The sequence below is a fragment of the Bacillus luti genome (assembly GCF_001884105.1).
GTDB classification, from domain to species: Bacteria; Bacillota; Bacilli; order Bacillales; family Bacillaceae_G; genus Bacillus_A; species Bacillus_A luti.
Genome location: NZ_MACI01000087.1, coordinates 1 through 23,053, shown reverse-complemented (window position 1 = coordinate 23,053; position 23,053 = coordinate 1). Strand labels below are relative to the sequence as shown.

General features: G+C 35.7%; 20 protein-coding genes and 1 other annotated feature. Of the genes, 13 read left to right on the top strand and 7 right to left on the bottom strand.

All coding sequences use genetic code 11. The annotated features are described in order from the left end of the window. The first annotated feature begins 18 nt into the window (after window positions 1–18). From BAQ48_RS21455 to tyrS, 3 genes are all read left to right on the top strand, one after another. Window positions 19–414 carry an SET domain-containing protein gene (locus BAQ48_RS21455; protein ID WP_000573651.1) on the top strand — a complete coding sequence of 132 codons (396 nt, stop codon included), beginning with the start codon at window positions 19–21 and terminating at the stop codon, window positions 412–414. A 385-nt stretch (window positions 415–799) separates the two neighbouring features. Beyond that, on the top strand, window positions 800–1,717 hold the full coding sequence (murB, locus tag BAQ48_RS21450) for a UDP-N-acetylmuramate dehydrogenase (protein WP_071712757.1): 918 nt from the start codon (window positions 800–802) through the stop codon (window positions 1,715–1,717). Between the two features lie 97 nt (window positions 1,718–1,814). After that, window positions 1,815–2,030 (top strand) — a binding site (T-box leader). A gap of 51 nt (window positions 2,031–2,081) precedes the next feature. Beyond that, entirely contained in the window at window positions 2,082–3,344 is a 1,263-nt protein-coding gene (gene tyrS, locus BAQ48_RS21445; protein WP_071712756.1) for a tyrosine--tRNA ligase, read from the top strand. A gap of 343 nt (window positions 3,345–3,687) precedes the next feature. Here the strand turns inward: tyrS and BAQ48_RS21440 are convergent, their stop codons facing one another. The 3 genes from BAQ48_RS21440 to BAQ48_RS21430 form a co-directional block, all read right to left on the bottom strand. Next, window positions 3,688–4,866, bottom strand: coding sequence for an NAD(P)/FAD-dependent oxidoreductase (locus BAQ48_RS21440; RefSeq protein WP_000043194.1), 1,179 nt, complete (start codon window positions 4,864–4,866; stop codon window positions 3,688–3,690). Window positions 4,867–4,910: 44 nt separating this feature from the next. Then, window positions 4,911–5,351 carry a DUF1641 domain-containing protein gene (locus BAQ48_RS21435; protein ID WP_001115309.1) on the bottom strand — a complete coding sequence of 147 codons (441 nt, stop codon included), beginning with the start codon at window positions 5,349–5,351 and terminating at the stop codon, window positions 4,911–4,913. Between the two features lie 434 nt (window positions 5,352–5,785). Next, window positions 5,786–6,130: a winged helix-turn-helix transcriptional regulator gene (locus BAQ48_RS21430; protein ID WP_071712755.1), complete on the bottom strand. Its 345-nt coding sequence runs from the start codon at window positions 6,128–6,130 to the stop codon at window positions 5,786–5,788. A 373-nt stretch (window positions 6,131–6,503) separates the two neighbouring features. On the opposite strand from BAQ48_RS21430, the gene BAQ48_RS21425 reads away from it, so the two are divergent. The 4 genes from BAQ48_RS21425 (at window position 6,504) to BAQ48_RS21410 (ending at window position 13,325) form a co-directional block, all read left to right on the top strand. After that, window positions 6,504–7,667, top strand: coding sequence for an MFS transporter (locus BAQ48_RS21425; RefSeq protein ID WP_165613808.1), 1,164 nt, complete (start codon window positions 6,504–6,506; stop codon window positions 7,665–7,667). Window positions 7,668–7,683: 16 nt separating this feature from the next. Further along, a complete protein-coding gene (locus BAQ48_RS21420; protein ID WP_071712753.1) occupies window positions 7,684–8,523 on the top strand; it encodes an aldo/keto reductase in 840 nt (279 codons plus the stop codon). A 114-nt stretch (window positions 8,524–8,637) separates the two neighbouring features. Next, window positions 8,638–9,555 (top strand): thioester domain-containing protein, encoded by a 918-nt coding sequence (locus BAQ48_RS21415; protein ID WP_071712752.1) that lies wholly within the window; start codon window positions 8,638–8,640, stop codon window positions 9,553–9,555. Window positions 9,556–10,139: 584 nt separating this feature from the next. Beyond that, window positions 10,140–13,325, top strand: a complete 3,186-nt coding sequence (locus BAQ48_RS21410) for a putative mucin/carbohydrate-binding domain-containing protein (protein WP_071712751.1) — start codon at window positions 10,140–10,142, stop codon at window positions 13,323–13,325. A gap of 42 nt (window positions 13,326–13,367) precedes the next feature. Here the strand turns inward: BAQ48_RS21410 and BAQ48_RS21405 are convergent, their stop codons facing one another. Then, window positions 13,368–14,006, bottom strand: a complete 639-nt coding sequence (locus BAQ48_RS21405; protein ID WP_071712750.1) for an NAD(P)-dependent oxidoreductase — start codon at window positions 14,004–14,006, stop codon at window positions 13,368–13,370. Window positions 14,007–14,290: 284 nt separating this feature from the next. On the opposite strand from BAQ48_RS21405, the gene BAQ48_RS21400 reads away from it, so the two are divergent. The 4 genes from BAQ48_RS21400 to BAQ48_RS21385 all read left to right on the top strand — a co-directional run bounded on the left by BAQ48_RS21400 (window position 14,291) and on the right by BAQ48_RS21385 (window position 20,491). Next, entirely contained in the window at window positions 14,291–15,721 is a 1,431-nt protein-coding gene (locus BAQ48_RS21400) for an alanine/glycine:cation symporter family protein (RefSeq protein WP_071712749.1), read from the top strand. Window positions 15,722–16,054: 333 nt separating this feature from the next. Next, on the top strand, window positions 16,055–17,494 hold the full coding sequence (locus tag BAQ48_RS21395) for an alanine/glycine:cation symporter family protein (protein WP_071712748.1): 1,440 nt from the start codon (window positions 16,055–16,057) through the stop codon (window positions 17,492–17,494). Between the two features lie 283 nt (window positions 17,495–17,777). Beyond that, window positions 17,778–18,959, top strand: coding sequence for a NupC/NupG family nucleoside CNT transporter (locus tag BAQ48_RS21390; RefSeq protein ID WP_071712747.1), 1,182 nt, complete (start codon window positions 17,778–17,780; stop codon window positions 18,957–18,959). 350 nt (window positions 18,960–19,309) lie between these two features. After that, on the top strand, window positions 19,310–20,491 hold the full coding sequence (locus tag BAQ48_RS21385; RefSeq protein ID WP_000706845.1) for a NupC/NupG family nucleoside CNT transporter: 1,182 nt from the start codon (window positions 19,310–19,312) through the stop codon (window positions 20,489–20,491). A 44-nt stretch (window positions 20,492–20,535) separates the two neighbouring features. Here the strand turns inward: BAQ48_RS21385 and BAQ48_RS21380 are convergent, their stop codons facing one another. Next, window positions 20,536–21,042: a ferritin gene (locus BAQ48_RS21380; RefSeq protein WP_029440617.1), complete on the bottom strand. Its 507-nt coding sequence runs from the start codon at window positions 21,040–21,042 to the stop codon at window positions 20,536–20,538. 53 nt (window positions 21,043–21,095) lie between these two features. Next, window positions 21,096–21,419 carry a MazG nucleotide pyrophosphohydrolase domain-containing protein gene (locus BAQ48_RS21375; RefSeq protein WP_071712746.1) on the bottom strand — a complete coding sequence of 108 codons (324 nt, stop codon included), beginning with the start codon at window positions 21,417–21,419 and terminating at the stop codon, window positions 21,096–21,098. Between the two features lie 73 nt (window positions 21,420–21,492). Between BAQ48_RS21375 and BAQ48_RS21370 the strand changes: the two genes are divergently transcribed. Continuing rightward, window positions 21,493–22,071 carry an LOG family protein gene (locus BAQ48_RS21370; protein ID WP_048528219.1) on the top strand — a complete coding sequence of 193 codons (579 nt, stop codon included), beginning with the start codon at window positions 21,493–21,495 and terminating at the stop codon, window positions 22,069–22,071. A gap of 271 nt (window positions 22,072–22,342) precedes the next feature. Further along, the gene (locus BAQ48_RS21365; protein WP_071712745.1) at window positions 22,343–22,624 is read left to right on the top strand and encodes a hypothetical protein; all 282 of its coding nucleotides are present in this window, start codon (window positions 22,343–22,345) and stop codon (window positions 22,622–22,624) included. 17 nt (window positions 22,625–22,641) lie between these two features. Here BAQ48_RS21365 and BAQ48_RS21360 read toward each other — a convergent pair whose 3' ends face one another. Further along, a complete protein-coding gene (locus BAQ48_RS21360; RefSeq protein WP_071712744.1) occupies window positions 22,642–22,839 on the bottom strand; it encodes a hypothetical protein in 198 nt (65 codons plus the stop codon). Between the last annotated feature and the right edge of the window lie 214 nt (window positions 22,840–23,053).

Here is a 23,053-nt window from a genome sequence, read left to right as displayed (position 1 = left end):
ATTGTATAGGTGACTTATATGATCGAAGTTAAGACTTCTGAACTTAGTGATGGAGAATTTAATAGAGGTGTATTTGCAACTCGTGATATTAAAAAGGGTGAATTGATACATTCAGCACCAGTTATCTCTTATCCGAATGAACAGCATGAACACATTGAGAAAACGTTACTTGCTGACTACGCATTTGAGTATGGAGTAAATCATACGGCATTCCTTTTAGGATACGGCATGTTATTTAATCATGCATATAATCCGAATGCAACGTATGAGATTGTCTTTGAGAATCATACGTTTAACTTCTTTGCTTATAAGGATATAAAAGCTGGAGAAGAGATTTTAATCAATTATAATGGTGAAGTTGATGATGACGAGCTGTTATGGTTTGATAAAGAAAAAGAAGAGAACGAAAAGTAAATTAACGAGTATGAAAAGGGTGCATTCCGTCATGGGGTGTGCTCTTTTTTATTGAAGAAAATAAAGTAAAGATTACAAAAAAATACCACTTTCTTTTCGTATGGTATAGTAAGATACTGAGGGATAGTGTTTTGTAAAAGTGATATATTTTACAAATTGTTGTCTTTCTGATTACATGTCAAGTTTAGTGGTCCATTTGGGTTGCTTTATTATGCAATATATATTTTAATATGAGTGGCACCTCTTATAAATTAAGAGGTTTATAGGTGTCTCGAATTGATTTTGGGTACACTGTATCCACCACTTTAGGTTCGTTCATGTATGTGGGGATATTATGGGCCCGTATAACGGGATAAAAAGAATATAGAAATAGAGGAATCGTAAAATGAATATGCAAGAGGTTTATGAATATTTAAGTACGGTATTGCCTGAAGGTCATGTGAGAAAAGATGAAATGTTAAAGAATCATACGCATATTAAAGTTGGTGGAAAAGCAGATGTGTTCGTTGCGCCGACAAATTATGATGAAATTCAAGAAGTTATTAAATATGCGAACGAATATAATATTCCAGTTACGTTTTTAGGAAATGGATCGAATGTCATTATTAAAGACGGTGGAATTCGCGGGATTATAGTAAGCTTAATTCATATTACAGGAGTTACTGTAACAGGAACGACGATTGTAGCACAGTGCGGTGCAGCAATTATTGATGTATCACGTATTGCATTAGATCATAATTTAACGGGTCTTGAGTTTGCATGTGGTATTCCAGGTTCAGTTGGCGGAGCATTATATATGAATGCTGGTGCTTACGGTGGTGAAGTATCGTTCGTATTAACAGAAGCTGTTGTAATGACAGGGGATGGAGACTTACGTACTTTAACGAAAGATGAGTTTGCATTTGGATATCGTAAGAGTGTATTTGCTAACAATCATTACATTATTCTTGAAGCGAAGTTCGAACTTGAAGAAGGTGTACGTGAAGAAATTAAAGAGAAAATGGATGATTTAACGTTTAAGCGTGAATCAAAACAACCTCTAGAATATCCTTCATGTGGTAGCGTATTTAAACGTCCACCAAATAACTTTGCTGGCAAATTGATTCAAGAATCAGGACTACAAGGTAAGCGAATTGGTGGAGTAGAAGTTTCTTTAAAACACGCTGGATTTATGGTGAATGTTGATAACGGAACAGCACAAGATTACATCGATTTAATTCACTTCGTACAAAAGACAGTTGAAGAGAAATTTGGTGTGAAGTTAGAGCGCGAAGTAAGGATTATTGGAGAAGATAAACAATAATGAAATACGTATGAAAATGCGAATTATTTCAAAATAATATTTGGGTATTGTTGACAATTTGTTTTCAATTCAATATAATGGCTAATAATTTAACAAATAACATACGTTGAAAGAGCCCAGTAGCAGTTTGTCACTGTTAACGAGAGAGCTAGGGGTTGCTGGAACCTAGCACAAACAAACTTGCGAATTACACTCTGGAGTATCTTAGGTAATGCTAAGCGGATTGGCAATCGATATTATTGCTAAGAGTGGTATGAATAGCTATGCTATTTATACAAACTGGGTGGTAACACGGTAAATAATCGTCCCTATGTCATAGACATAGGGACTTTTTGTTTTTAAAAAATAAAGGGGATGACAAAAGATGAATATTATTGATGAATTAGAATGGCGTGGCGCTGTGAATCAGCAGACGGATGAAGCAGGTTTACGTAAGCTAGTAGAAGAGAAAAAGATTTCACTATACTGCGGAGTTGATCCGACTGGTGATAGTATGCATATCGGACATTTAATTCCTTTTATGATGATGAAGAGATTTCAGTTAGCGGGTCATCACCCTGTTATTTTAATTGGCGGAGCAACTGGAACAATTGGTGATCCAAGTGGACGTCAATCAGAGCGTCAGCTTCAAACGTTGGAAGTCGTTCAGCATAATGTGGATGCGTTAACAGCACAAATGAAAAAGCTATTTGATTTCGGCGGGAATAGCGAAGTGAAGATGGTAAATAACTACGACTGGACACATGAAATCAACATTATCGAGTTTTTACGTGATTACGGGAAAAACTTTAGCATTAATAGCATGTTAGCGAAGGATATTGTCGCAAGTCGTTTAGATACGGGAATTTCTTTCACTGAATTCACGTACCAAATCTTGCAGGCGATGGATTTCCATCATTTATACACGAAAGAAGATGTTCAACTGCAAATTGGTGGTAGTGACCAATGGGGAAATATTACGAGCGGTTTAGATTTAATTCGTAAGTTAGAAGGTCATGAGGCGAAAGTATTTGGACTAACAATTCCGTTATTATTAAAATCAGATGGTACGAAGTTTGGTAAATCAGCAGGTGGTGCGGTCTGGCTTGATCCTGAAAAAACAACACCGTTTGAATTTTACCAGTTCTGGGTGAATACAGATGATCGAGATGTCGTTAAATACTTGAAATACTTTACATTCTTAACGAAAGAGCGTATTGATGAATTAGCAGCGAAGGTAGAAACAGAGCCTCATAAACGTGAAGCACAAAAAGTATTAGCGGAAGAAATGACGAAGTTCGTTCACGGAGAAGAAGCATTCCTGCAAGCTGTGAAAATTACAGCAGCATTATTTAGCGGAGATATTAAATCGCTAACAGCTGATGAAATTGAACAAGGTTTTAAAGAGATGCCAACATTCCAGTCTTCAAAAGAGACGAAAAACATCGTAGAGTGGCTAGTTGATTTAGGAATTGAGCCATCTAGACGTCAAGCACGTGAAGATATTAATAATGGCGCTATTTCTATGAATGGTGAAAAAGTAACAGATGTGGGTACGGATGTTACTGTAGAAAATTCATTCGATGGAAGATTTATTATTATCCGTAAAGGGAAGAAGAACTACAGCCTTGTGAAGTTAGGAGAATAGTTTATGTGAAAGGATGGGAGTAGGAAGAATACTTCCATCTTTTTGTATACACAATTTGGACATAAAATAATCAGTAAATTTAGATAATTAAAAGGGTTATATTATTCTTCTGCCGAATAAATAAGTTAGAGAAAATTATGGATAAAGTGAAACTTTAATCAGTGGGGGTTTTGTTCCTCCCCACTGATTATCAGCCCTCACCAATCGGGCTTTTACGGGCAGTTAATCTTCCAACTTCATCCCTGCATTCACTGGATTTTAAGGTGGAAGTTTTACAAGCCCGCAAATAGCGGGATAAAAATAGCCCGAACCATGCCGGGCATGATTCGGGCTTATATTCAGATTAGTAAGCTAAGCTGAATAGACCTTTAATGTGTGATAAGTAACGAACGTTACTTGCTTCTTTCATTAATGATGCTGGTAAGCCTTTAAGTGGAGTATTGCTTGCTCCGATTGTAGCAACAGCATCTTTACGTCCTAGACTAGCAAGTGTTCCAGAGTTTACAGGTGCGAACTCTTCGAATGCTTTGCCTTCTAGTGCTGCGTATAAGTTGTATCCAATTAACTCACCCATTTGCCAAGCGATTTGTGCAGTTGGTGGGTATGGACGTCCGTCTGGAGCGAAGACAACAGCGCTGTCTCCAGCAACGAATACGTCTTTGTGAGAAGTAGATTGTAGGTATGCATCAACTGTTGCACGGCCACGGTTTACTTCAAGACCTGATTCACCGATTAATGGGTTACCTTGTACGCCGCCCGTCCAAACGAATGTGTTAGCAACAAGTTTTTGACCGTCTTTCAAGTCGATTTCATTGCCAGCAACGTTTGTTACAGGAAGACCAGTTAAGAATGTAACGCCGCGTGCTTCTAGGCTAGTAGTTGCACGTTCGATTAAGTGGTCTGGTAATACTGGAAGGATTTTTGGACCTGCTTCAACAAGAAGAAGTTTAACTTCTTTTGGATTTACGCCGTGGCTTTTTGCAAGTTTAGGCATAATGTCAGCAAGCTCACCAACTAGCTCAACACCAGTTAATCCGCCACCACCGATTACGATTGTAGCATCAGCTTCGTTTTTCGTTTTCGCGTATTCACGAATACGGTCTTCAACGTGTTTGTAGATTTTGTTTGCATCAGCAGCAGATTTTAATACCATGCTGTTTTCTTCTAGTCCTGGAATACCGAAGTAAGCAGTTTTACTTCCTAAAGCAACTACAAGTGCATCGTAAGATAAAGTAGTGCCACCAGCTAGTTTGATTTCTTTACTATCAACAGAGAATGACTCAACTGTTGCGATTTTAAGATCGATATCTTTACCTTTGAAAAGCTTTGTAAGTGGCATTGCAATTGCTTGCTCAGCAACGTTACCAGCTGCAAGGCGGTGTAGTTCAGTGATGATTTGGTGTGTTGGGTATTGGTTAATCACTGTAACTTGTGCTTCTGATTTGCTGTAATATTTACGTACGTTTAAAGCGGCAAGAAGACCGCCATAACCAGCGCCTAAGATGACAATTTGTTTTGACATAGTATGATATCCCCCGTCTTTACTAATTGTTGTTATAAGTTAAATTATTTATTGTTACGTTCTGCACTAATTTGAAGATATGCGTTCACAAAGCGGAACATTTTTTGTGCTTGTGGATCTTTTAGTAATTTTAATAGACCGAATAGGCCGATAACTTCATTACTTTCGTCAGCACGATCTTTCGCTTCGATTGCAGTTGCAGCCATGCTTTTCACTGTATCTTTTACAGGTTCTACAAGCTCTGTGATTGCACCAACAGTGTCGCTTTTTAATACTTCATCAGTAGCAACAGTTTGAGCGAAGTCATAAGATTTAGTTAAAATGTTAACAAGCTCAGTTAATTTTGGAAGCTGTTCTACTAGTGTTGTTAATGATTCTTGTACCTCAGGTTTTAACAACTGATCAAGTACATCAAGTTGTCCTTGGCTAGCAGAAATTTGTACAGTTTCTTGTTCTGGCTTTGTTTGAGTCATAGTTTCTGGCATCTCCAATTCTCCTTTACGATAGCAATACTCTTTTTTTGATAAGTAAGATAGTAACCGTTTACGAAACTTTATACAAAGTTTCACAAAGCACAATAAAATGCCTTTAAATTTATGATAGCAAATTAGCTGAAATCATAAATCTAAAACCATAACGTCTTACCTATTATTTATGAACTGTCCGATACATGGCTTGTCCGCATAATGGAAAAGCTCCGTTACCGGAAAGTGTATATAATATATATCTTATATTATATACTATATACACCTATGTTAACATAAAAATGATTCCTAATTATTTGATAGTAAGTGTATAACCTAGTACTGACAAGGTGTGAAAGCGTATAAAATATTTTGTTTGAATTAGAAATGTACATATATATAAAGAAAAAAAGGAAAAAATGAACAAATTCATGTTCGTTTTTTCCTTTTTCCTATTATTCACCTTCTGCAATTAGCATTGATGTGGTACCTTCTTTTTCAAGATGGCATTCGCCCCAAGTACAAAGAGAATCAAGAATCGATTCTAAAGACCAACCGTAGTCTGTAAGAGAATATTCTACTTTTGGCGGGACTTGGTTGTATACTTTTCTTTGAATAACACCGTCGTCTTCTAATTCACGTAATTGTTGTGTTAACATTTTTTGTGTAATACCAGGCATTAAACGTTTTAGTTCACTCGTTCTCTTTGTACCTTTTGTTAAGTGGCAAAGAATAACAACCTTCCATTTGCCGCCGATAACTTCTAAAGTCGCTTCTACAGGAATATTGTATTTCTTCATATAAAACCCTCCTTTTGTGAGTAAAGTAAGCCAAATTATACAAATGTTACTTTTTAGTACCTATAGCACTTTAAAGTACGTACTTTTTATCATGTTAAATATGTTTCATAATAGCACATGTAAGAGGCAAATGAGTAGTACGGTACCGAAAAGTGACTATGTTACTTTTTAGTGCCTATCGTACTTTAAAGTGCGTTCTTCAAAAAAGGAATGAAACCATTCATAATAGCATTTGTAGAGATTAAATATATTTTTTAGAAGATAAAAGGGCCTTTTTATCGCACTATTATGATTGGATTTCTTGTAATAAGGAGGAATTCAATTGAGTTCATATACAGTACCATCTTCTGAAGTTCAGACGAATCGAAGAAGTATGTTTGCTTTATTAGCACTAGCAATTAGTGCGTTTGGGATTGGTACGACCGAGTTTATTAGTGTCGGTTTACTACCATCTATTTCGAAAGATTTAAATGTTTCGGTTACAACAGCCGGTTTAACGGTTTCCTTATATGCGTTAGGAGCAGCAGTAGGAGCTCCTGTTTTAACAGCGTTAACGGCAAGTATGTCGAGAAAGACATTATTAATGTGGATTATGGTTATTTTCATTATTGGTAATGGTATCGCGGCGGTAGCGACAAGCTTCACTGTACTAATTATCGCAAGGATTATAGCTGCGTTTGCACATGGTGTGTTTATGTCAATTGGATCTACAATTGCGGCTGCAATCGTACCAGAGAATAAACGTGCTAGCGCAATTGCGATTATGTTTACTGGATTAACAGTTGCGACTATTACAGGTGTGCCAATCGGAACGTTTATCGGTCAACAATTTGGCTGGAGAGCGTCATTTATGGCGATTGTTGTAATTGGAATTATTGCTTTTATCGCGAATAGCATACTGGTCCCATCTAATTTAAAAAATGGTGTACCTGTATCGTTTCGTGATCAATTCAAACTAATTAAAAATGGAAGACTGTTACTTGTTTTCATTATTACTGCACTTGGATACGGCGGGACATTCGTAACATTCACGTATTTATCACCGCTATTACAAGAAGTAACAGGATTTGAAGCAAGTACGGTTACCATCATTTTATTAGTGTATGGAATCGCAATTGCGATAGGGAATATGGTCGGCGGAAAATTATCGAATCATAATCCGATTCGAGCGTTATTTTACATGTTCTTTATCCAAGCGATTATATTATTTGTTTTAACATTTACGGCGCCATTTAAAGTAGCTGGATTAATCACAATTATTTTCATGGGACTATTCGCATTTATGAATGTTCCAGGGCTACAAGTATATGTAGTTATATTGGCAGAGCGCTTTGTTCCAAGTGCGGTTGATGTTGCTTCAGCAATTAATATTGCCGCATTTAACGGAGGAATCGCTTTAGGTTCTTATATAGGTGGCCTTGTAACGAATTCATTAGGATTAATCCATACTGCTTGGGTAGGCGGCCTTATGGTAGTAGGTGCTGTGATTTTAACAGCGTGGAGTATGACATTAGAAAAAAGAGATCAAGTAAAATAAAAGGAGAGAAAATAAAATGAAAAACTTACAAAGTAAAGCAGTATTAAATAATGGTGTAGAAATGCCTTGGTTCGGTTTAGGTGTATTTAAAGTAGAAGAAGGACCAGAACTTGTAGAAGCTGTAAAAGCAGCGATTAAAGCAGGATACCGCAGCATCGATACAGCTGCAATTTACGGAAATGAAAAAGCTGTAGGTGAAGGAATCCGTGCAGGTATTGAAGCGACGGGTATTTCAAGAGAAGAATTATTTATTACTTCAAAAGTATGGAACGCAGATCAAGGATATGAAGAAACAATTGCTGCATACGAAGAGAGCTTAAAGAAATTAGAATTAGATTATTTAGACCTATACCTTGTTCACTGGCCTGTAGAAGGAAAATATAAAGATACGTGGAGAGCGCTAGAAACACTTTATAAAGAAGATCGCGTACGTGCAATTGGCGTAAGTAACTTCCAAATTCATCACTTACAAGATGTAATGAAAGATGCAGAAATCAAGCCAATGATTAACCAAGTAGAATACCACCCTCGTTTAACACAAAAAGAACTACAAGCTTTCTGTAAAGAACAAGGTATTCAAATGGAAGCATGGTCACCACTTATGCAAGGGCAATTATTAGATAACGAAACATTACAAGCAATTGCTGAGAAACACGGTAAAACAACAGCACAAGTGATTTTACGTTGGGATCTTCAAAACGGAGTAATTACAATTCCAAAATCAACGAAAGAACACCGCATTATTGCAAACGCTGATGTATTTAATTTTGAATTAACGAAAGAAGATATGGAAAAAATCGATGCGTTAAACCAAAATCACCGCGTTGGTCCAGATCCTGATAACTTCGATTTCTAAGATTAAAGTAAGAAAGAAAAAAGAGTGCTTTTATGCGCTCTTTTTTTTTTGCATAAAAATATTTTCTAATTAAATACTACTTAGTATTAAGTTTGTTATTAAGGGGCTGTAAACATGAATATAAAGCAATCGTTCAAACTTTTAGCTATGTTTTTAAGTGTCTTATTTGTATTATTCCCACTTCAAAAAGCATTCGCAGAAGTTATGGACCATACAAAGTATCAAATGGATTGGAGTTATAGTAAGTCTAAGAAGAAACCAATCCGAACAGAGCTTATTAAAACGGCAGATGGCAAAATTGCTTTTTGCTTAAATGTAGATTTGAAATCTCCAAGCGGCCAAGATTTACCGGAAATGGGGAAAGTGGATATTAATGTGTACCGTGTACTATTGAATGGATATCCACAAAAGAGTCCACAAGAATTAGGTGTTTCTGATTGGAGAGATGCACATTACGCAACGCAGCTTGCGGTGTGGAATGCATTGAAACAAATTGATATTAACGATTTAGATTTCCGTAATAAAAATGTAGAAAAAGTAACGAAAGATATAGTTGCAAAAGCAAATGCTAGTGAAGAGTTGCAAGAAATTACGATGAGTGTAGTACCATCAGAAGAACAACAAGCAGTATTAAAAAATGATTTCTTTGAAACAGGTTTATATACAGTAGAAACAAATGCAAAAAGTGGTACGTATAAAGTTCAAGCAACTGGTGCACCACAAGGAGCGAAGTTTGTAAATGAAAAAGGCGAAGCAAAAACTGAATTTAATGTGGGCGAGAAATTCCGCATTTTAATTCCGAAACAAACACCGGCTGGTGGATTTAGTTTCAAAGTAATAGGAAATTTAACTAAGCTACAAGGGATTGCACATAAGGGCACACCGACAATTCAAAACGCAGTAGTATTACTTGAGCGTAGTGAAGAAAAAACAAGTCCAGAGTTAGCGGTAAGTTGGAAAGCAACAAATGGTCATGATAATAATAAACCACATACTCCAAATGAACCACATAAACCGAATCAAAAAAGATAAAGAAAAAGCATCGGCGCTTGCCGATGCTTTTTCTATGTATACGAAGAGTGATATTATATTACAAAAATAATAAAACGGTTAATTTAATAAAAAACCACTGTATAAGCAGTGTAAAATTTATTTAGAAATAATTTAAATATAATAAAATCTGAACGTTACGATTAATAGATTAAATTCACAAAATTGTAACATTATTCTGATTGAAAGTGCTATCAAACAAAGTGTAAAGCGTGTACAATTCAGTTGGAAAAACTACCTATAGATGGTCATATATGAATAAAATGTAAGATTCTATCGTTGTTTTTATTTTTAGATGTATAGATGACAAGACTAAAAAGTATCTTTTATTACTCTCTTTTTATGTATGAAGAGAACTCATCACAAGTAGAAAAGTGGGGAGGGCATAATGCATAAAAATTTTACAATGTAGGAAAGCGAATACATGGGGAGGAATGCGGTAGTAATTGATACAGGTGCGCGAGGTATTAGTCTATTCTATAAATGTTTTTATAAAGATAATAGGATTTTTCATTAAATGAATATATAGGATGGTTTGTCTAAAAACAGGACAGGGGACACAGACTATGTCAAAGAAGAAAAAGAGTAGGGTATTAGTAGCTGGTGTTTGTTTAGCTACGTTGTTAACACCATATGGACTTGAATTACCTAAGGTGTATGCAGAGATGGCAGTTGAAGACAAGGAGAAAAAGCAAGAAGAGAGAGTGTATCAGTTGTTACCAAAAGGTGATGCAGATGAGGTGCGTGATTTGCATAAACGTCGACTGAGTTTTTCTCCTTATGAACCAACTGGAATTTATGTAAAACCAAATGAGGAAATCGTGATTCAATTAGAAGGGAAACAAAAGATAAAGGCTTATATTGGTACATATTCTTATGAAAAAGAGGCACCAATGGAATTTCAATTAGAGCCAGGAGAAAATAAAATTTCTTCTCCAAATGGTGGGCTATTATACTTTTATAACCACAATAATTTCGGTGAAGTAACAGCTAAAGTTGAAAAAGGTGGAAAGCAAAATCCTTTATTTATTTTAGGCAAGCATACGACAAAAGATTGGAAGCGTATGTTGGCAGAGAATCCTGAGCCATATGCAATAGAAATGAAGGGAGAAAATAGTTTATTAACTATGCATCCTGAAACTGTAGCGGAACATTTAAAGGAAGAGGATCCATCAGCTTTATTAAAGCAGCATGATGAGATCATTAATATAGAACATAATATATCTGGGCTATCAAAAACAGCATCAGGTGTTACTAATCAGGGAAAACATTATATTCATTTTGTTGAAGATTGGTATACGGATAACTATATGTATGCAAATCATTATAGAACTGGTTATAGCAAAGGGAATTTAGAATCGGTACTTAATTTAAAGGAATTACGCACTGATGGGTGGGGACCTTGGCATGAAGTAGGGCATCAGCATCAACAAATGACTTGGTTATGGGAAGAACTTGGAGAAGTTACCGTAAACATTTATTCATTAGCGGTTCAAACTGCACTAGGAAACAAGACAAGATTGGAAGTAGAAGGGCGTTACGAAAAAGCATTTGCTTATTTAGGGGATCCAGATGCACAGATAAAAATGAATGAATTTGAAAAGGTAGTCATGTTTTGGCAACTGCATTTAGCGTTTGGGGATCAATTTTATCCGAAACTGCATCAAATGTATCGTACTTTATCTTCTATTGAAGAACCGCATTCTTATGCAGAAGAAAAACAAATGTTTATATATGTAGCATCAAAGGTAGCTGGTAAAAATTTAATTCCATTCTTCGAAAAATGGGGATTCACTCCAAATGAAGAAACTGTAGAAAAAATAAATCAATTACAATTACCTAAACTTGAAAAAGAGATATGGTTATCTACAGATAGTAATCCGATTCGCGAAAAACAAACTGATTTATATGAAGTTCCATATGGAGAACCGAATAATACTAAGATGCAAAATGTATTAATTGGTACTACGTATGATGAGGAAAAGGCAAAGGAACTTGTACAGAATTTAGGGGAAGGTGTAAAGACGACAGGTGTAATTATGCAAGATAAGCCTGAAGTTGGGAAAAAAACTGTAAAAGTAGAAATTATAGATGAAAAAGGAAATAAAAATTTAATTCCTGTCGTAGTGAATGTTGGATATGGAGATAGCTTACTTGTATACGGATTGAATTATACCAATGGGAACCTGAAGTCGGTCGTAACCCTACATCATGGTGCGAAAAAATTTAGTGCAACAGATACAAAGAATTTAATTCACGATTACTTTAAAGATGAAAAGTATTTTGAGTTCACACTGTACGATAAAGAAGGAAAAGAGAAGAAAAATGTATCGGTAAAAGGCTTGGAGAATACGAAAGCTTTTGCTAAGGAAGTAAATGGACTTTCATTTGAGTACGGAGATGTGGTGAAAGTATACCATGCAGAATCTTCCCGCTTACATTGGTATCAAAAAGACGTATATGTTGGGGAAGGAAAAAATAAAGAAATAAAGGAATTATTCTTCAAAATTACTGAAAATGGATTTGAAAGATTAACATCATTGCAAGAAGTAACAGCGAAGCCACAAACAGTAGTAGTCGGAGCAGATGCTGAAAAATTAGATGCAAAAAACTTTGTTGAAGTAAAAGACGGAGAAGTAATTGGCTTTGTAGAAAAACCAACTACATCAAAAGTTGGAAAACAAACAGTAAAAGTAGAAACGAAAGATCGCTTTGGAAATAAGCAAGTAACAGAAGTACCATTAGAAGTGGTTTATGGAGATAGTATCGCATATGTAGGATACAACGATGAAATCGCTTCGGTTGTAACGTTAGAACATGAAAAGAAACAATTACATGCGACTGATATGGATAGACCAATTCATCAGTATTTTAATAAAGAGCGTTACATGGGAATCACGTTATATGATGGAGAAGGAAAAGAGAAAAAACATGTAACAGCAGAAGGGCAAGAAACTTCAAAGAACTTTGCGGAACAAGTGAATGGGATGCAGTTTGAGTATGGAGATGTAGTGAAAGTATTTCATGCAGAGCCGGATCGTTTGAAATGGTATCAAAATAATAACCTTACTGGCCAAGGTGAGAAAAAAGGAACAAAAGAACTATTCTTCAAAGTGACAGAAAAAGGTTTTGAGAGAATGGACATGCTACAAGAAGTGACAGCAAAACCGCAAAAAGTAGTAATCGGAACAAATAGTGAAACATTAGATGCGAAAAACTTTGTTGAAGTAAAAGATGGAGAAGTAATTGGTTTTGTAGAAAAACTAGATACATCAAAAATCGGAAAGCGAACAGTAAAAGTAGAAACGAAAGACCGTTTTGGAAACAAGAAAGTTACAGAAGTTCTGGTAGAAGTAACATATGGAGATAGTCTAGTGTATCAGGGACTAAGTAATAGTATTCGTTCAATTGTAACGTTTAATCATGATGAAAAGAAATTACATGTAACATATACAAATGAACAAATTCATAGCTACTTTAAAAACGAGCTATACATGGGAATTACGTTATATGACCAAAAAGGAAAAGAGAAAAAACATGTAACGGCAGAAGGGCAAGAAACTTCACAGAATTTTGCAGAGCAAGTAAATGGTACTTCATTCCAGTATGGGGATTTAGTGAAAGTATATCATGCAGAATCTGATCGTTTAAGTTGGTATAAAACTGGTGAGTTAATTGGAAAAGGAGATGCGAAGAAATTTAAAGAGATTTCCTTCAAGATTACTCCGAATGGTTTAGAACAAGTACAATAATAAAAAGCTCGTAAAACATTATGTTTTACGAGCTTTTCTTTATTATTCAGCTTCAGAAACTACTGTGAAGCGTTCGTTTACGTGTTTTGGGTTTTCAATTTCATCAAGTGCTGCAACCGCGAAGTCTTCATAACTTACGTAGCTATCACCTTTTGCGTTCACAAGAAGGTTGTCCTTACCAGCTGTATAAGAACCAGTGCGTTTTCCTAATGCGAATAGTGCAGAAGGGCTGATGAATGTCCAAGTGATGTCATTTGTTTGTTGTAAGATTTCTAAGTTTTCACCTTGGTTTTGAGCAGTTGCAAGGTATTCTTTCGGGAAGCCTGGTGTATCAAATACACGTGTTGTTTTCTCTTCGTCTACAAATAAGCTTCCAGCGCCGCCAACTACAAGTAATTTTGTATTTGGTGCACCTTTCATAGCTTCAATAAGTACGTTTCCTGCATCTACGTGAAGGTGTTCTTCGCCTGCTGGAGCACCGAAAGCATTTACAACTACGTCAAATGCTTGTAGGTCATTAGATGTAAGAGAGAATACATCTTTCTCTAAAACTTTTACATTTTCTTCTGTAATTTTTGCAGCGTTTCTTACGATTGCAGTTACTTCATGTCCGCGATCTAATGCTTCTTTTAAAATACGACTTCCTGCTTTACCAGTTGCTCCGATAATTCCGATTTTCATAATAAATCCCTCCAAAGTGTTTTGTTAAAGTGTATATCTGAAAGTAAATGAATTTGTTGTAATTAGGTTTGTTACAACCTGATGTAATCATTATAGTTACAGGTTGGTGTTTTTGTCAATGGGGTTGTTTAGGAATTTGTTTTTTGTTTTAGTATGTGTATTTGTTGGAGGGAGGAATCATTAAACCTCTAACATTTGGAAAAGGGAAAATTGTCGAAAGATGTTGATTTTTAAATATATTTTAAATATAATTCCTTTTATGAAGAAAAGGAGGGGTTAATTGTATGAATATTTTAGAGCAATTTGTTTCATCAACGAATACAATTCTTTGGTCATATATTCTTATTGCAATGTTAATTGGTTTAGGTCTTTATTTTTCTATTAAATTGAAATTCGTACAAATTACTCATTTAGGGGAAATGGTTCGACTAATGAGTGATGGATTAACTGGAAAGACGCGTAAAAAAGGTAGTGTATCTTCTTTCCAAGCATTCTGTATGAGTTCAGCAGCTCGTATTGGAATCGGGAACTTAGCTGGTGTAGCATTAGCTATTTCGATGGGTGGACCAGGCGCAGTATTTTGGATGTGGGTTATTGCAATTATCGGGGCGTCTTCAAGTTTCGTAGAAAGTACGCTTGCGCAAATTTATAAAATAAAAGATGGCAGTGGCTTCCGTGGTGGTCCTGCTTATTATATGGAAAAAGGTTTAAATAAACGTTGGATGGGAATTTGGTTCTCTATCCTTATTACAATTAGTTACGGATTAATTTTTAACTCAGTACAAGCAAATACAGTTACATTAGCATTTGAAAACGCTTTTGGTATTGAGCGTTACGTTGTTGGGATTGTATTAGCAGTATTGGTCGCGGTTATTATCTTTGGTGGCGTGAAAAGTATCGCGCGTATGTCTGAAATGATCGTTCCGCCAATGGCGCTTATTTATATTGCAGTAGCAATTTTCGTTGTTATTAAAAATTATTATTTAATACCGGATATGTTTACAGAAATTTTTAAAGGAGCATTCGGTTTAGATTCAGCTGTAGGTGGCGGTATCGGTGCTGCAATGAAGTATGGTATTCAGCGTGGATTATTTGCGAATGAAGCAGGTATGGGGAGTGCGCCGAACGCGGCAGCAACAGCTGATGTAACGCATCCAGCAAAACAAGGTTTTATTCAAACAATTGGAGTTTTAGTGGATACATTCTTAGTATGTACATCAACAGCATTTATCGTACTATGTTCTGGTGCATATAAGGCAACAAATTTAGAAGGTATTGAATTAACGCAAGTTGCGTTAAGTTCACAAATTGGTTCGTGGGCAAGTAGCTTCTTAGCGATTATTATTTTCTTATTTGCATTTAGTTCACTTCTAGGAAACTACTATTATGGTGAAACGAATATTGAATTCATTAAACAAAGTAAAACTTGGTTAACAATTTACCGTATTGCGGTGGTTGCAATGGTATTATTCGGTTCTGTTGCTACACTTCAAGTTGTATGGAATATGGCAGATCTATTTATGGGTCTAATGGTAATCACAAACTTAATTGCGATAACACTTCTTGGGCGATTTGCATACGCTGCATTGGCGGACTATGTAAGGCAAAAGAAACAAGGAAAAGATCCAGTCTTCAGTGCAGATTCTATTCCTGGTTTAACAAATACAGAGTGTTGGGATAAGTCAGCGGTAACGGATAAAGAAAAAGCAGTATAATGAAAAGGCGAGCATCGAGATGAATTCGGTGCTCGCCTTTTTTGTTGTAGTAAATGATGAAAAGAGTGAGAGGTAATTATTAATATAATTTCTATTTGTTCATTCCTCTTGTTATTTGTAGGGAACGTACTGTCTTAAAAGTATGACTGGTCGCATAGGATGAGTGATTGATTATTGGATAAATGCACGTACTGGCTATGTTTTTACGTGAAAAAACATATGTGTTAATTATCTTAACGTATTCATGTCAGAAAACCTAACATAAAGTTCTTGATTACTTAAAGTTTTTAGAATATAATTTTCTTATTGTTAGGAAGAGGGGGCAATACAAGTATGGATTTTTTAACTAATGTAATTGGGGATATAAATAATGTTCTTTGGTCATATATCATTATAGCGATGTTAATTGGATTAGGACTTTACTTTTCATTTCGTGTGAAATTTGTCCAAATTCGTTACTTCGGGGAAATGATTCGCTTACTTGGGGACGGGGCGAGTTCAAAGACAAGAAAAGCACAAAAAGAAAAAAGTGGTGTATCATCATTCCAGGCTTTTTGTATGAGTACAGCTTCTCGTGTAGGAACTGGTAACTTAGCAGGGGTTGCGATTGCGATTTCTATGGGAGGACCTGGGGCTGTATTTTGGATGTGGTTAATCGCGATAATTGGGGGTGCTTCTGCATTTGTAGAGAGCACGTTAGCGCAAATTTATAAAGTAAAGGATGGGAATACATTCCGTGGGGGACCAGCGTATTACATGGAGAAGGGTTTAAAGAAACGCTGGTTAGGTGTTGTTTTCTCTGTTTTAATAACGGTTAGTTTCGGCTTGATTTTTAATGCTGTACAGTCTAATACGGTAGCAGCAGCTTTTGATGGGGCATTTAAAACAGATAGTAGATTAGTAGGTCTTGTTATGGCTGGTTTACTTGCAATTATTATTTTCGGTGGAGTGAAACGAATTGCTCGTGCAGTTGAAATGATTGTTCCAGTAATGGCAATTATTTACGTAGCGGTTGCATTATTCGTTGTTGTAACAAACATTACGGCAATTCCGTATGTATTTAAAGAAATTTTCTTACATGCTTTCGGAATTAAAGAAGTAGTTGGTGGGGGATTAGGAGCTGCGATTTTACTAGGAGTAAAACGTGGATTATTCTCAAATGAAGCAGGTATGGGTAGTGCGCCGAACGCAGCAGCGACTGCAAACGTAACGCATCCAGTTAAACAAGGTTTCATTCAAACTTTAGGGGTATTTACAGATACATTATTAATTTGTAGTTGTACAGCATTTATCATTCTTTTATCAGATGTGCATAATGCTGCTGATTTAAATGGAATTCAATTAACGCAACAAGCGTTAAGTCAACATATTGGTCCATGGGCATCTATATTCGTAGCAGTTGCGATCTTCTTGTTTGCATTTAGTTCATTAGTAGGTAACTACTACTATGGTGAAACAAATATTGAATTCTTAAATGGAAGTAAAGTGCTATTAAATGCATACCGCATTGCTGTACTTGGTATGGTTATGTTAGGTTCTGTAGCAACAATTCAAATTGTTTGGGACTTAGCAGATTTATTCATGGGTATTATGGCTGTTATTAACTTAGTAGCGATTGTATTCCTTTCTAAGTACGCTTTCGCAGCGTTATCAGATTATATTAAGCAAAAGAAACAAGGAAAAGATCCAGTATTTTATGCAGAGTCTATTCCGGGATTGAACAATACAGAGTGCTGGGATAAGCCAGTAGCTGATAAAGAAAAAGCTGTATAACGAGGTGAGCATCAAGTGAAACTTGATGCTCATTTTTTTTATTGCATAATGAAAAAGACGAACATTAATGAAGGTTTTATAATAAAATGTAATTTTTTTTAGAAAAGAGAGGATATGAGTTGGGATTTATGTTAGAATGGAAAATGCCTTTGAGACAAGAGGTTTTATCGTTTTTCACGTCCAATTGAAGGTTTTGGAGGAGAAATGGAAAGTTCGGATTATTTCTTGTTTCGAGTGGTCAGACGTTCAACGTTAATGAAGAGTTAAATGGAGGATTTTATTAATGAAGTTTGTTATGTTTCTTGTAGGATTACTCGTTGTATTTGTACTCGGTTTTCTTATAAGTGCCGATCGAAAGAAGATTAAGTACAAACCAATCGCAATTATGCTTGTTATTCAGCTAGCATTATCTTATTTCTTATTAAATACGCAAGTCGGTTATATTTTAGTAAAAGGAATTTCAGATGGATTTGGCGCACTTCTTGCATATGCGGAAGCTGGAATCGTTTTCGTATTTGGCGGTCTTGTTAATAAAGGAGAGGTTTCATTCTTCTTAACAGCATTATTACCAATCGTATTCTTTGCCGTTTTAATCGGAATTCTGCAACACTTTAAAATTTTACCGATATTTATTCGTGCTATTGGTACGTTGTTAAGTAAGGTAAATGGCTTAGGGAAATTAGAATCATATAACGCAGTAGCGGCTGCCATTGTTGGACAAGCAGAAGTATTTATTACAGTAAAAGACCAATTAAGTAAAATCCCAAAACATCGTTTATATACATTATGTGCATCTTCCATGTCGACAGTATCGATGTCGATCGTAGGTTCTTATATGAAAATGATCGAACCGAAATATGTAGTAACAGCACTTGTATTAAATTTATTTAGTGGTTTCATTATTATTCATATTATTAATCCATACGATATTACAGAAGAAGAAGATACATTACAGTTAGAAAATAAGAAGAAGCAATCATTTTTTGAAATGCTAAGTGAATATATTATGCTTGGTTTCACGATTGCAATTACAGTAGCGGCAATGTTACTTGGTTTCGTAGCATTAATTACAGCAATCAATAGCTTGTTTGATTCAGTTTTCGGTATTACATTCCAAGCTATTTTAGGATACATTTTCTCACCATTAGCATTCGTAATGGGTATCCCGCAAGCAGAGATGGTAACAGCGGGACAAATTATGGCAACAAAATTAGTATCAAACGAGTTTGTTGCGATGCTTGATCTTGGAAAAGTAGCTGGTGATTTATCAGCTCGTACAGTAGGTATTCTTTCTGTATTCCTTGTATCATTTGCGAACTTCTCATCTATCGGAATTATCGCAGGAGCAACGAAAGGTATCGATGAAAATCAATCGAACGTTGTATCATCATTCGGTTTACGTCTTGTGTACGGAGCAACATTAGTAAGTATTTTATCAGCGATCATCGTTGGTGTTATGTTATAAAAAAGGTAGCTCTAGCTCATAGCTAGGGCTGTTTTTTATGGTAAATTTTCATGAAAAAACCAATTATTTAGGAATATATTAACATATAAAAATCTTTTAAAATTTATATTGCATTTCGATTAGATAACGCTTACAATTTGATTTGTAGGTGGTATCAATTTCAGACTTTCAAATATGGTAGGAGAGAAGAGGCTACCTTTTATAAATTGCAATTTATGTAAACGCTTACTGATTTTAGATGACAGTTGAATAGTATTTAGGGGTTTTAAATTTTTTAACATCAATGGTCAGACGTCATTCGTTATACGTTATACGACCGATAACTCGTGGGAGAAGTGGAGGATTCACATATGAAAATAGTAATGTTTCTAGTCGGTTTACTTGTAGTGTTTGTACTAGGTTTCCTTATCAGTTCAGATCGTAAGAAGATTAAATATAAACCAATTGCACTTATGCTTGTCATTCAATTGGTACTTGCTTATTTCTTACTAAATACAAAGATCGGATTTGTATTAGTAAAAGGGATTGCAGATGGGTTTGGCGCTATTTTAAAATTTGCGGAAGCAGGGGTTAATTTCGTATTTGGTGGTCTAGCAAATGATGGACAAGCACCATTCTTCTTAACAGTATTATTACCAATTATTTTCTTAGCAGTACTAATTGGGATCTTACAACATATTAAAGTTTTACCGATTATCATTCGTGCAGTCGGTTTCCTATTAAGTAAAATTAACGGTTTAGGAAAACTAGAATCATATAATGCGGTAGCAGCTGCAATTGTTGGTCAAGGGGAAGTATTCATTACAGTAAAAGATCAACTAAGCAAATTACCGAAAAATCGTTTATACACACTTTGTGCATCTTCAATGTCAACAGTATCGATGTCAATCGTTGGTTCTTATATGAAAATGATTGATCCAAAATATGTAGTAACAGCACTTGTACTAAACTTATTCAGTGGATTCATTATCGTTCATATCATTAATCCATATGAAGTAAAAGAAGAAGACGATATTTTAGAATTGCAAGAAGATAAGAAGCAAACATTCTTTGAAATGTTAGGCGAATATATTATGCTTGGTTTCTCTATCGCTGTAACAGTAGCGGCGATGTTAATCGGTTTCGTAGCATTAATTACAGCAATTAACGGTGTATTCGATTCAATTTTCGGAATCACATTCCAAAGTATTTTAGGGTATGTCTTCTCACCATTAGCATTCGTAATGGGTATTCCAACATCAGAGATGCTAACAGCAGGACAAATTATGGCAACGAAATTAGTAACGAACGAATTCGTTGCAATGCTTGACCTTGGTAAAGTAGCTGGCGATTTATCGGCTCGTACAGTAGGTATTTTATCTATCTTCCTTGTATCATTTGCGAACTTCTCATCTATCGGAATTATCGCAGGGGCAACGAAGAGTATCGATGGCAAACAAGCAAACGTCGTATCATCATTCGGACTAAAACTTGTATACGGTGCAACGTTAGTAAGTATATTATCAGCGATTATCGTTGGGGTTATGCTTTAATAAATTAAGAAAAAGCAATGAGCGCGGGCTCATTGCTTTTTTTGTTATTCAGCTGGAGCCGTAAATGTACGTTTTTCCAATTCAGCGTCTAGCATAAATAATGCGTTTGAATCGCTTGTAATACGTTTTAATTTTTGGATGATGCTATCGAATGAAGCTTCTTCTTCTACTTGCTCATCGACGAACCATTTTAAGAATGTAATTGTTGCGTGTTCACGCTCATCCCAAGCGATATCGGATAGGTTGTAAATACGCTTCGTTACTTCACGCTCGTGCTCAAGTGCTACTTCAAAAGCGTTTAATACAGATTCATATTCATTATTTGGATTATCAAATCCAGTAATAATAGCACGCTCACCACGGTCATTAATGTAGTTATAAAGCTTCATTGCGTGGAAACGTTCTTCTTCAGCTTGTACAAGGAAAAAGTTAGCGAATCCATCGTAGCTTTCCGCTGTGCAGTAAGCAGCCATTGCCATATAAGCGTGGGCAGAGTAAAATTCAAAGTTCATTTGTTCATTTAATGCGTCGTGCAATTTTTTTGATAACATAAAATCCCCCTTATTATTGTGACAAGAATATTATACCATAATTGATAATGTTCTCATTTGGATGTCTCGAACCTTTTCGAAAGCTTTGTGACGTGTGCGTCCATAATGTCTTGCATGTCTAAATCATATTTTTGCGAAAGAATAATAAGGTTAGATAGTACATCACCGAGTTCTTCTTTTAGCTCTTGTTTTAGTTCTTCTTCCGTTTTCGCGTCTTCATCGGGACGATCACGACCGATTTCAATAGCGCGAACGACGCGTGAAACTTCTCCAACTTCCTCGGTTAAGAAATTTAAGCGAATAAAGGCATTATACTGTGACCAGCTTCGTTTTTCGTAAAATTCCTCAACCCATCTTTGAAATGCAACGATATCCAATTCTTCCTCATCTCCTCAATATGTTGTACAATGTCAATTGTATCATGACAATATATAGTTTTGGGGTGTAGGAATGAGAAAGATTTGTGTGTTTGCAGGTTCCAATTTAGGGGAGAGACCAGAGTTTAAAGAACAGGCAATAGCGTTAGGGAAAATGTTTGTTGAGAACGATTATGAGCTTGTATACGGTGGTTCATGCGTCGGATTAATGGGTGAAGTAGCAAACGAAGTTCTTCGTTTAGGTGGACGTGTAACAGGTGTTATGCCGCGCGGGCTATTCCGAGGAGAAATTGTACATACAGGATTAACAGAACTAATTGAAGTAGAAACGATGCATGAGCGTAAAGCGAAAATGGCAGAACTTGCGGATGCTTTCATTGCATTACCAGGTGGATATGGAACATTTGAAGAGCTATTTGAAGTAGTATGTTGGTCACAAATTGGCATACATAATAAGCCAGTTGGTTTATTAAATATTAAAGACTTCTATGGACCAATCCTGCAAATGGTGGAACGTGCAGCGGAAGAAGGATTTATGAATCCATCAAATAAAGAGTTGATCGTTTCAGCTGAGACGGCAGATAAACTAATTCATGAAATACAAAATTATGAGCGCCCTGTTTTAGGGACGAAGTGGAAACAGCTATCATAATACAATTTTATAGAGATTTTTGGAAACACATGTCATTTTATCCCGCTTTAATGGGCAGTAAGACCCCCACCTCAAAATTCAGCGAAAGCAAAGAAGTTAGGTGAGGGATCAACTGCCCATAAAAGTCCGATTGGTGAAGGCTAATAATCAGTGGGGGATGAAGAAAATCCCCACTGATTAAAGTTTCACTTTATCTTGAAAAGGCATGTGTTTTTAATTTGGTTAAATATGTTAATGTTGAGATATAATGTTTTTGGAAAAGGAGAAATAGATGGAGGAGTTTGTGTATTTAAGACCGGTTTTTAAAAGTATTTTAGTGGCATCTATCCTTGTTATGCTAATTGTTTCAACACAGAAGAAAGAGCTAATTAATGAATTTTCGCTTTGGTTTATTTCGATATTGTGTATCGGTGTTTCGGCGATAACACTCTTTATGATTGGTTTTATCGTTGATGAGTATAATCTAGCTGGAGATGTACAGAGTTTTAATATGTTTATTGCAATTGGTTGTATTAGCGGTTTGAATTTCATTATTTATTATAGACGACAATAAAAAGAAGGCATTCCATATTACTTTGGAATGCCTTTATCATTTGGATTACTTTGTTTTTTATACAGGTACCAGCCACCCCAGCCGCCACCAATCGCTACAACCACGAGGAAAGCATAGTCTTTAACCTGGACACGTATATTGAAAATATTAGCTATAAGTAAGACAATCCCAACTGTTATTAACGCAAAAAATGCTCTAATTAAGTAGTCTTTCAACTGAACCACTCCCGCCATTTAAGTAGTAAATGATGAATATGGAAAAGCTTTTTGGATCTATTTTACTAAAGGGTGTTTCCTATATTTTAACATAAACGGCATTGTAATATATCGATAAAAGTAGAGGAGAGGGGGGCTATTATTGTCGTGATTTGTCGGTAAGTCGATATATTGGAAAAATCGCTGATATAAATTTCATGTATCAGCATGGCGG

Excerpts from the sequence above, each read along its gene's own strand:
- BAQ48_RS21455 (WP_000573651.1), top strand. The coding sequence starts at position 19 with ATGATCGAAGTTAAGACTTCTGAACTTAGTGATGGAGAATTTAATAGA.
- murB (WP_071712757.1), top strand. The coding sequence starts at position 800 with ATGAATATGCAAGAGGTTTATGAATATTTAAGTACGGTATTGCCTGAA.
- tyrS (WP_071712756.1), top strand. The coding sequence starts at position 2,082 with ATGAATATTATTGATGAATTAGAATGGCGTGGCGCTGTGAATCAGCAG.
- BAQ48_RS21440 (WP_000043194.1), bottom strand. The coding sequence starts at position 4,866 with ATGTCAAAACAAATTGTCATCTTAGGCGCTGGTTATGGCGGTCTTCTT.
- BAQ48_RS21435 (WP_001115309.1), bottom strand. The coding sequence starts at position 5,351 with ATGCCAGAAACTATGACTCAAACAAAGCCAGAACAAGAAACTGTACAA.
- BAQ48_RS21430 (WP_071712755.1), bottom strand. The coding sequence starts at position 6,130 with ATGAAGAAATACAATATTCCTGTAGAAGCGACTTTAGAAGTTATCGGC.
- BAQ48_RS21425 (WP_165613808.1), top strand. The coding sequence starts at position 6,504 with ATGTTTGCTTTATTAGCACTAGCAATTAGTGCGTTTGGGATTGGTACG.
- BAQ48_RS21420 (WP_071712753.1), top strand. The coding sequence starts at position 7,684 with ATGAAAAACTTACAAAGTAAAGCAGTATTAAATAATGGTGTAGAAATG.
- BAQ48_RS21415 (WP_071712752.1), top strand. The coding sequence starts at position 8,638 with ATGAATATAAAGCAATCGTTCAAACTTTTAGCTATGTTTTTAAGTGTC.
- BAQ48_RS21410 (WP_071712751.1), top strand. The coding sequence starts at position 10,140 with ATGTCAAAGAAGAAAAAGAGTAGGGTATTAGTAGCTGGTGTTTGTTTA.
- BAQ48_RS21405 (WP_071712750.1), bottom strand. The coding sequence starts at position 14,006 with ATGAAAATCGGAATTATCGGAGCAACTGGTAAAGCAGGAAGTCGTATT.
- BAQ48_RS21400 (WP_071712749.1), top strand. The coding sequence starts at position 14,291 with ATGAATATTTTAGAGCAATTTGTTTCATCAACGAATACAATTCTTTGG.
- BAQ48_RS21395 (WP_071712748.1), top strand. The coding sequence starts at position 16,055 with ATGGATTTTTTAACTAATGTAATTGGGGATATAAATAATGTTCTTTGG.
- BAQ48_RS21390 (WP_071712747.1), top strand. The coding sequence starts at position 17,778 with ATGAAGTTTGTTATGTTTCTTGTAGGATTACTCGTTGTATTTGTACTC.
- BAQ48_RS21385 (WP_000706845.1), top strand. The coding sequence starts at position 19,310 with ATGAAAATAGTAATGTTTCTAGTCGGTTTACTTGTAGTGTTTGTACTA.
- BAQ48_RS21380 (WP_029440617.1), bottom strand. The coding sequence starts at position 21,042 with ATGTTATCAAAAAAATTGCACGACGCATTAAATGAACAAATGAACTTT.
- BAQ48_RS21370 (WP_048528219.1), top strand. The coding sequence starts at position 21,493 with ATGAGAAAGATTTGTGTGTTTGCAGGTTCCAATTTAGGGGAGAGACCA.
- BAQ48_RS21365 (WP_071712745.1), top strand. The coding sequence starts at position 22,343 with ATGGAGGAGTTTGTGTATTTAAGACCGGTTTTTAAAAGTATTTTAGTG.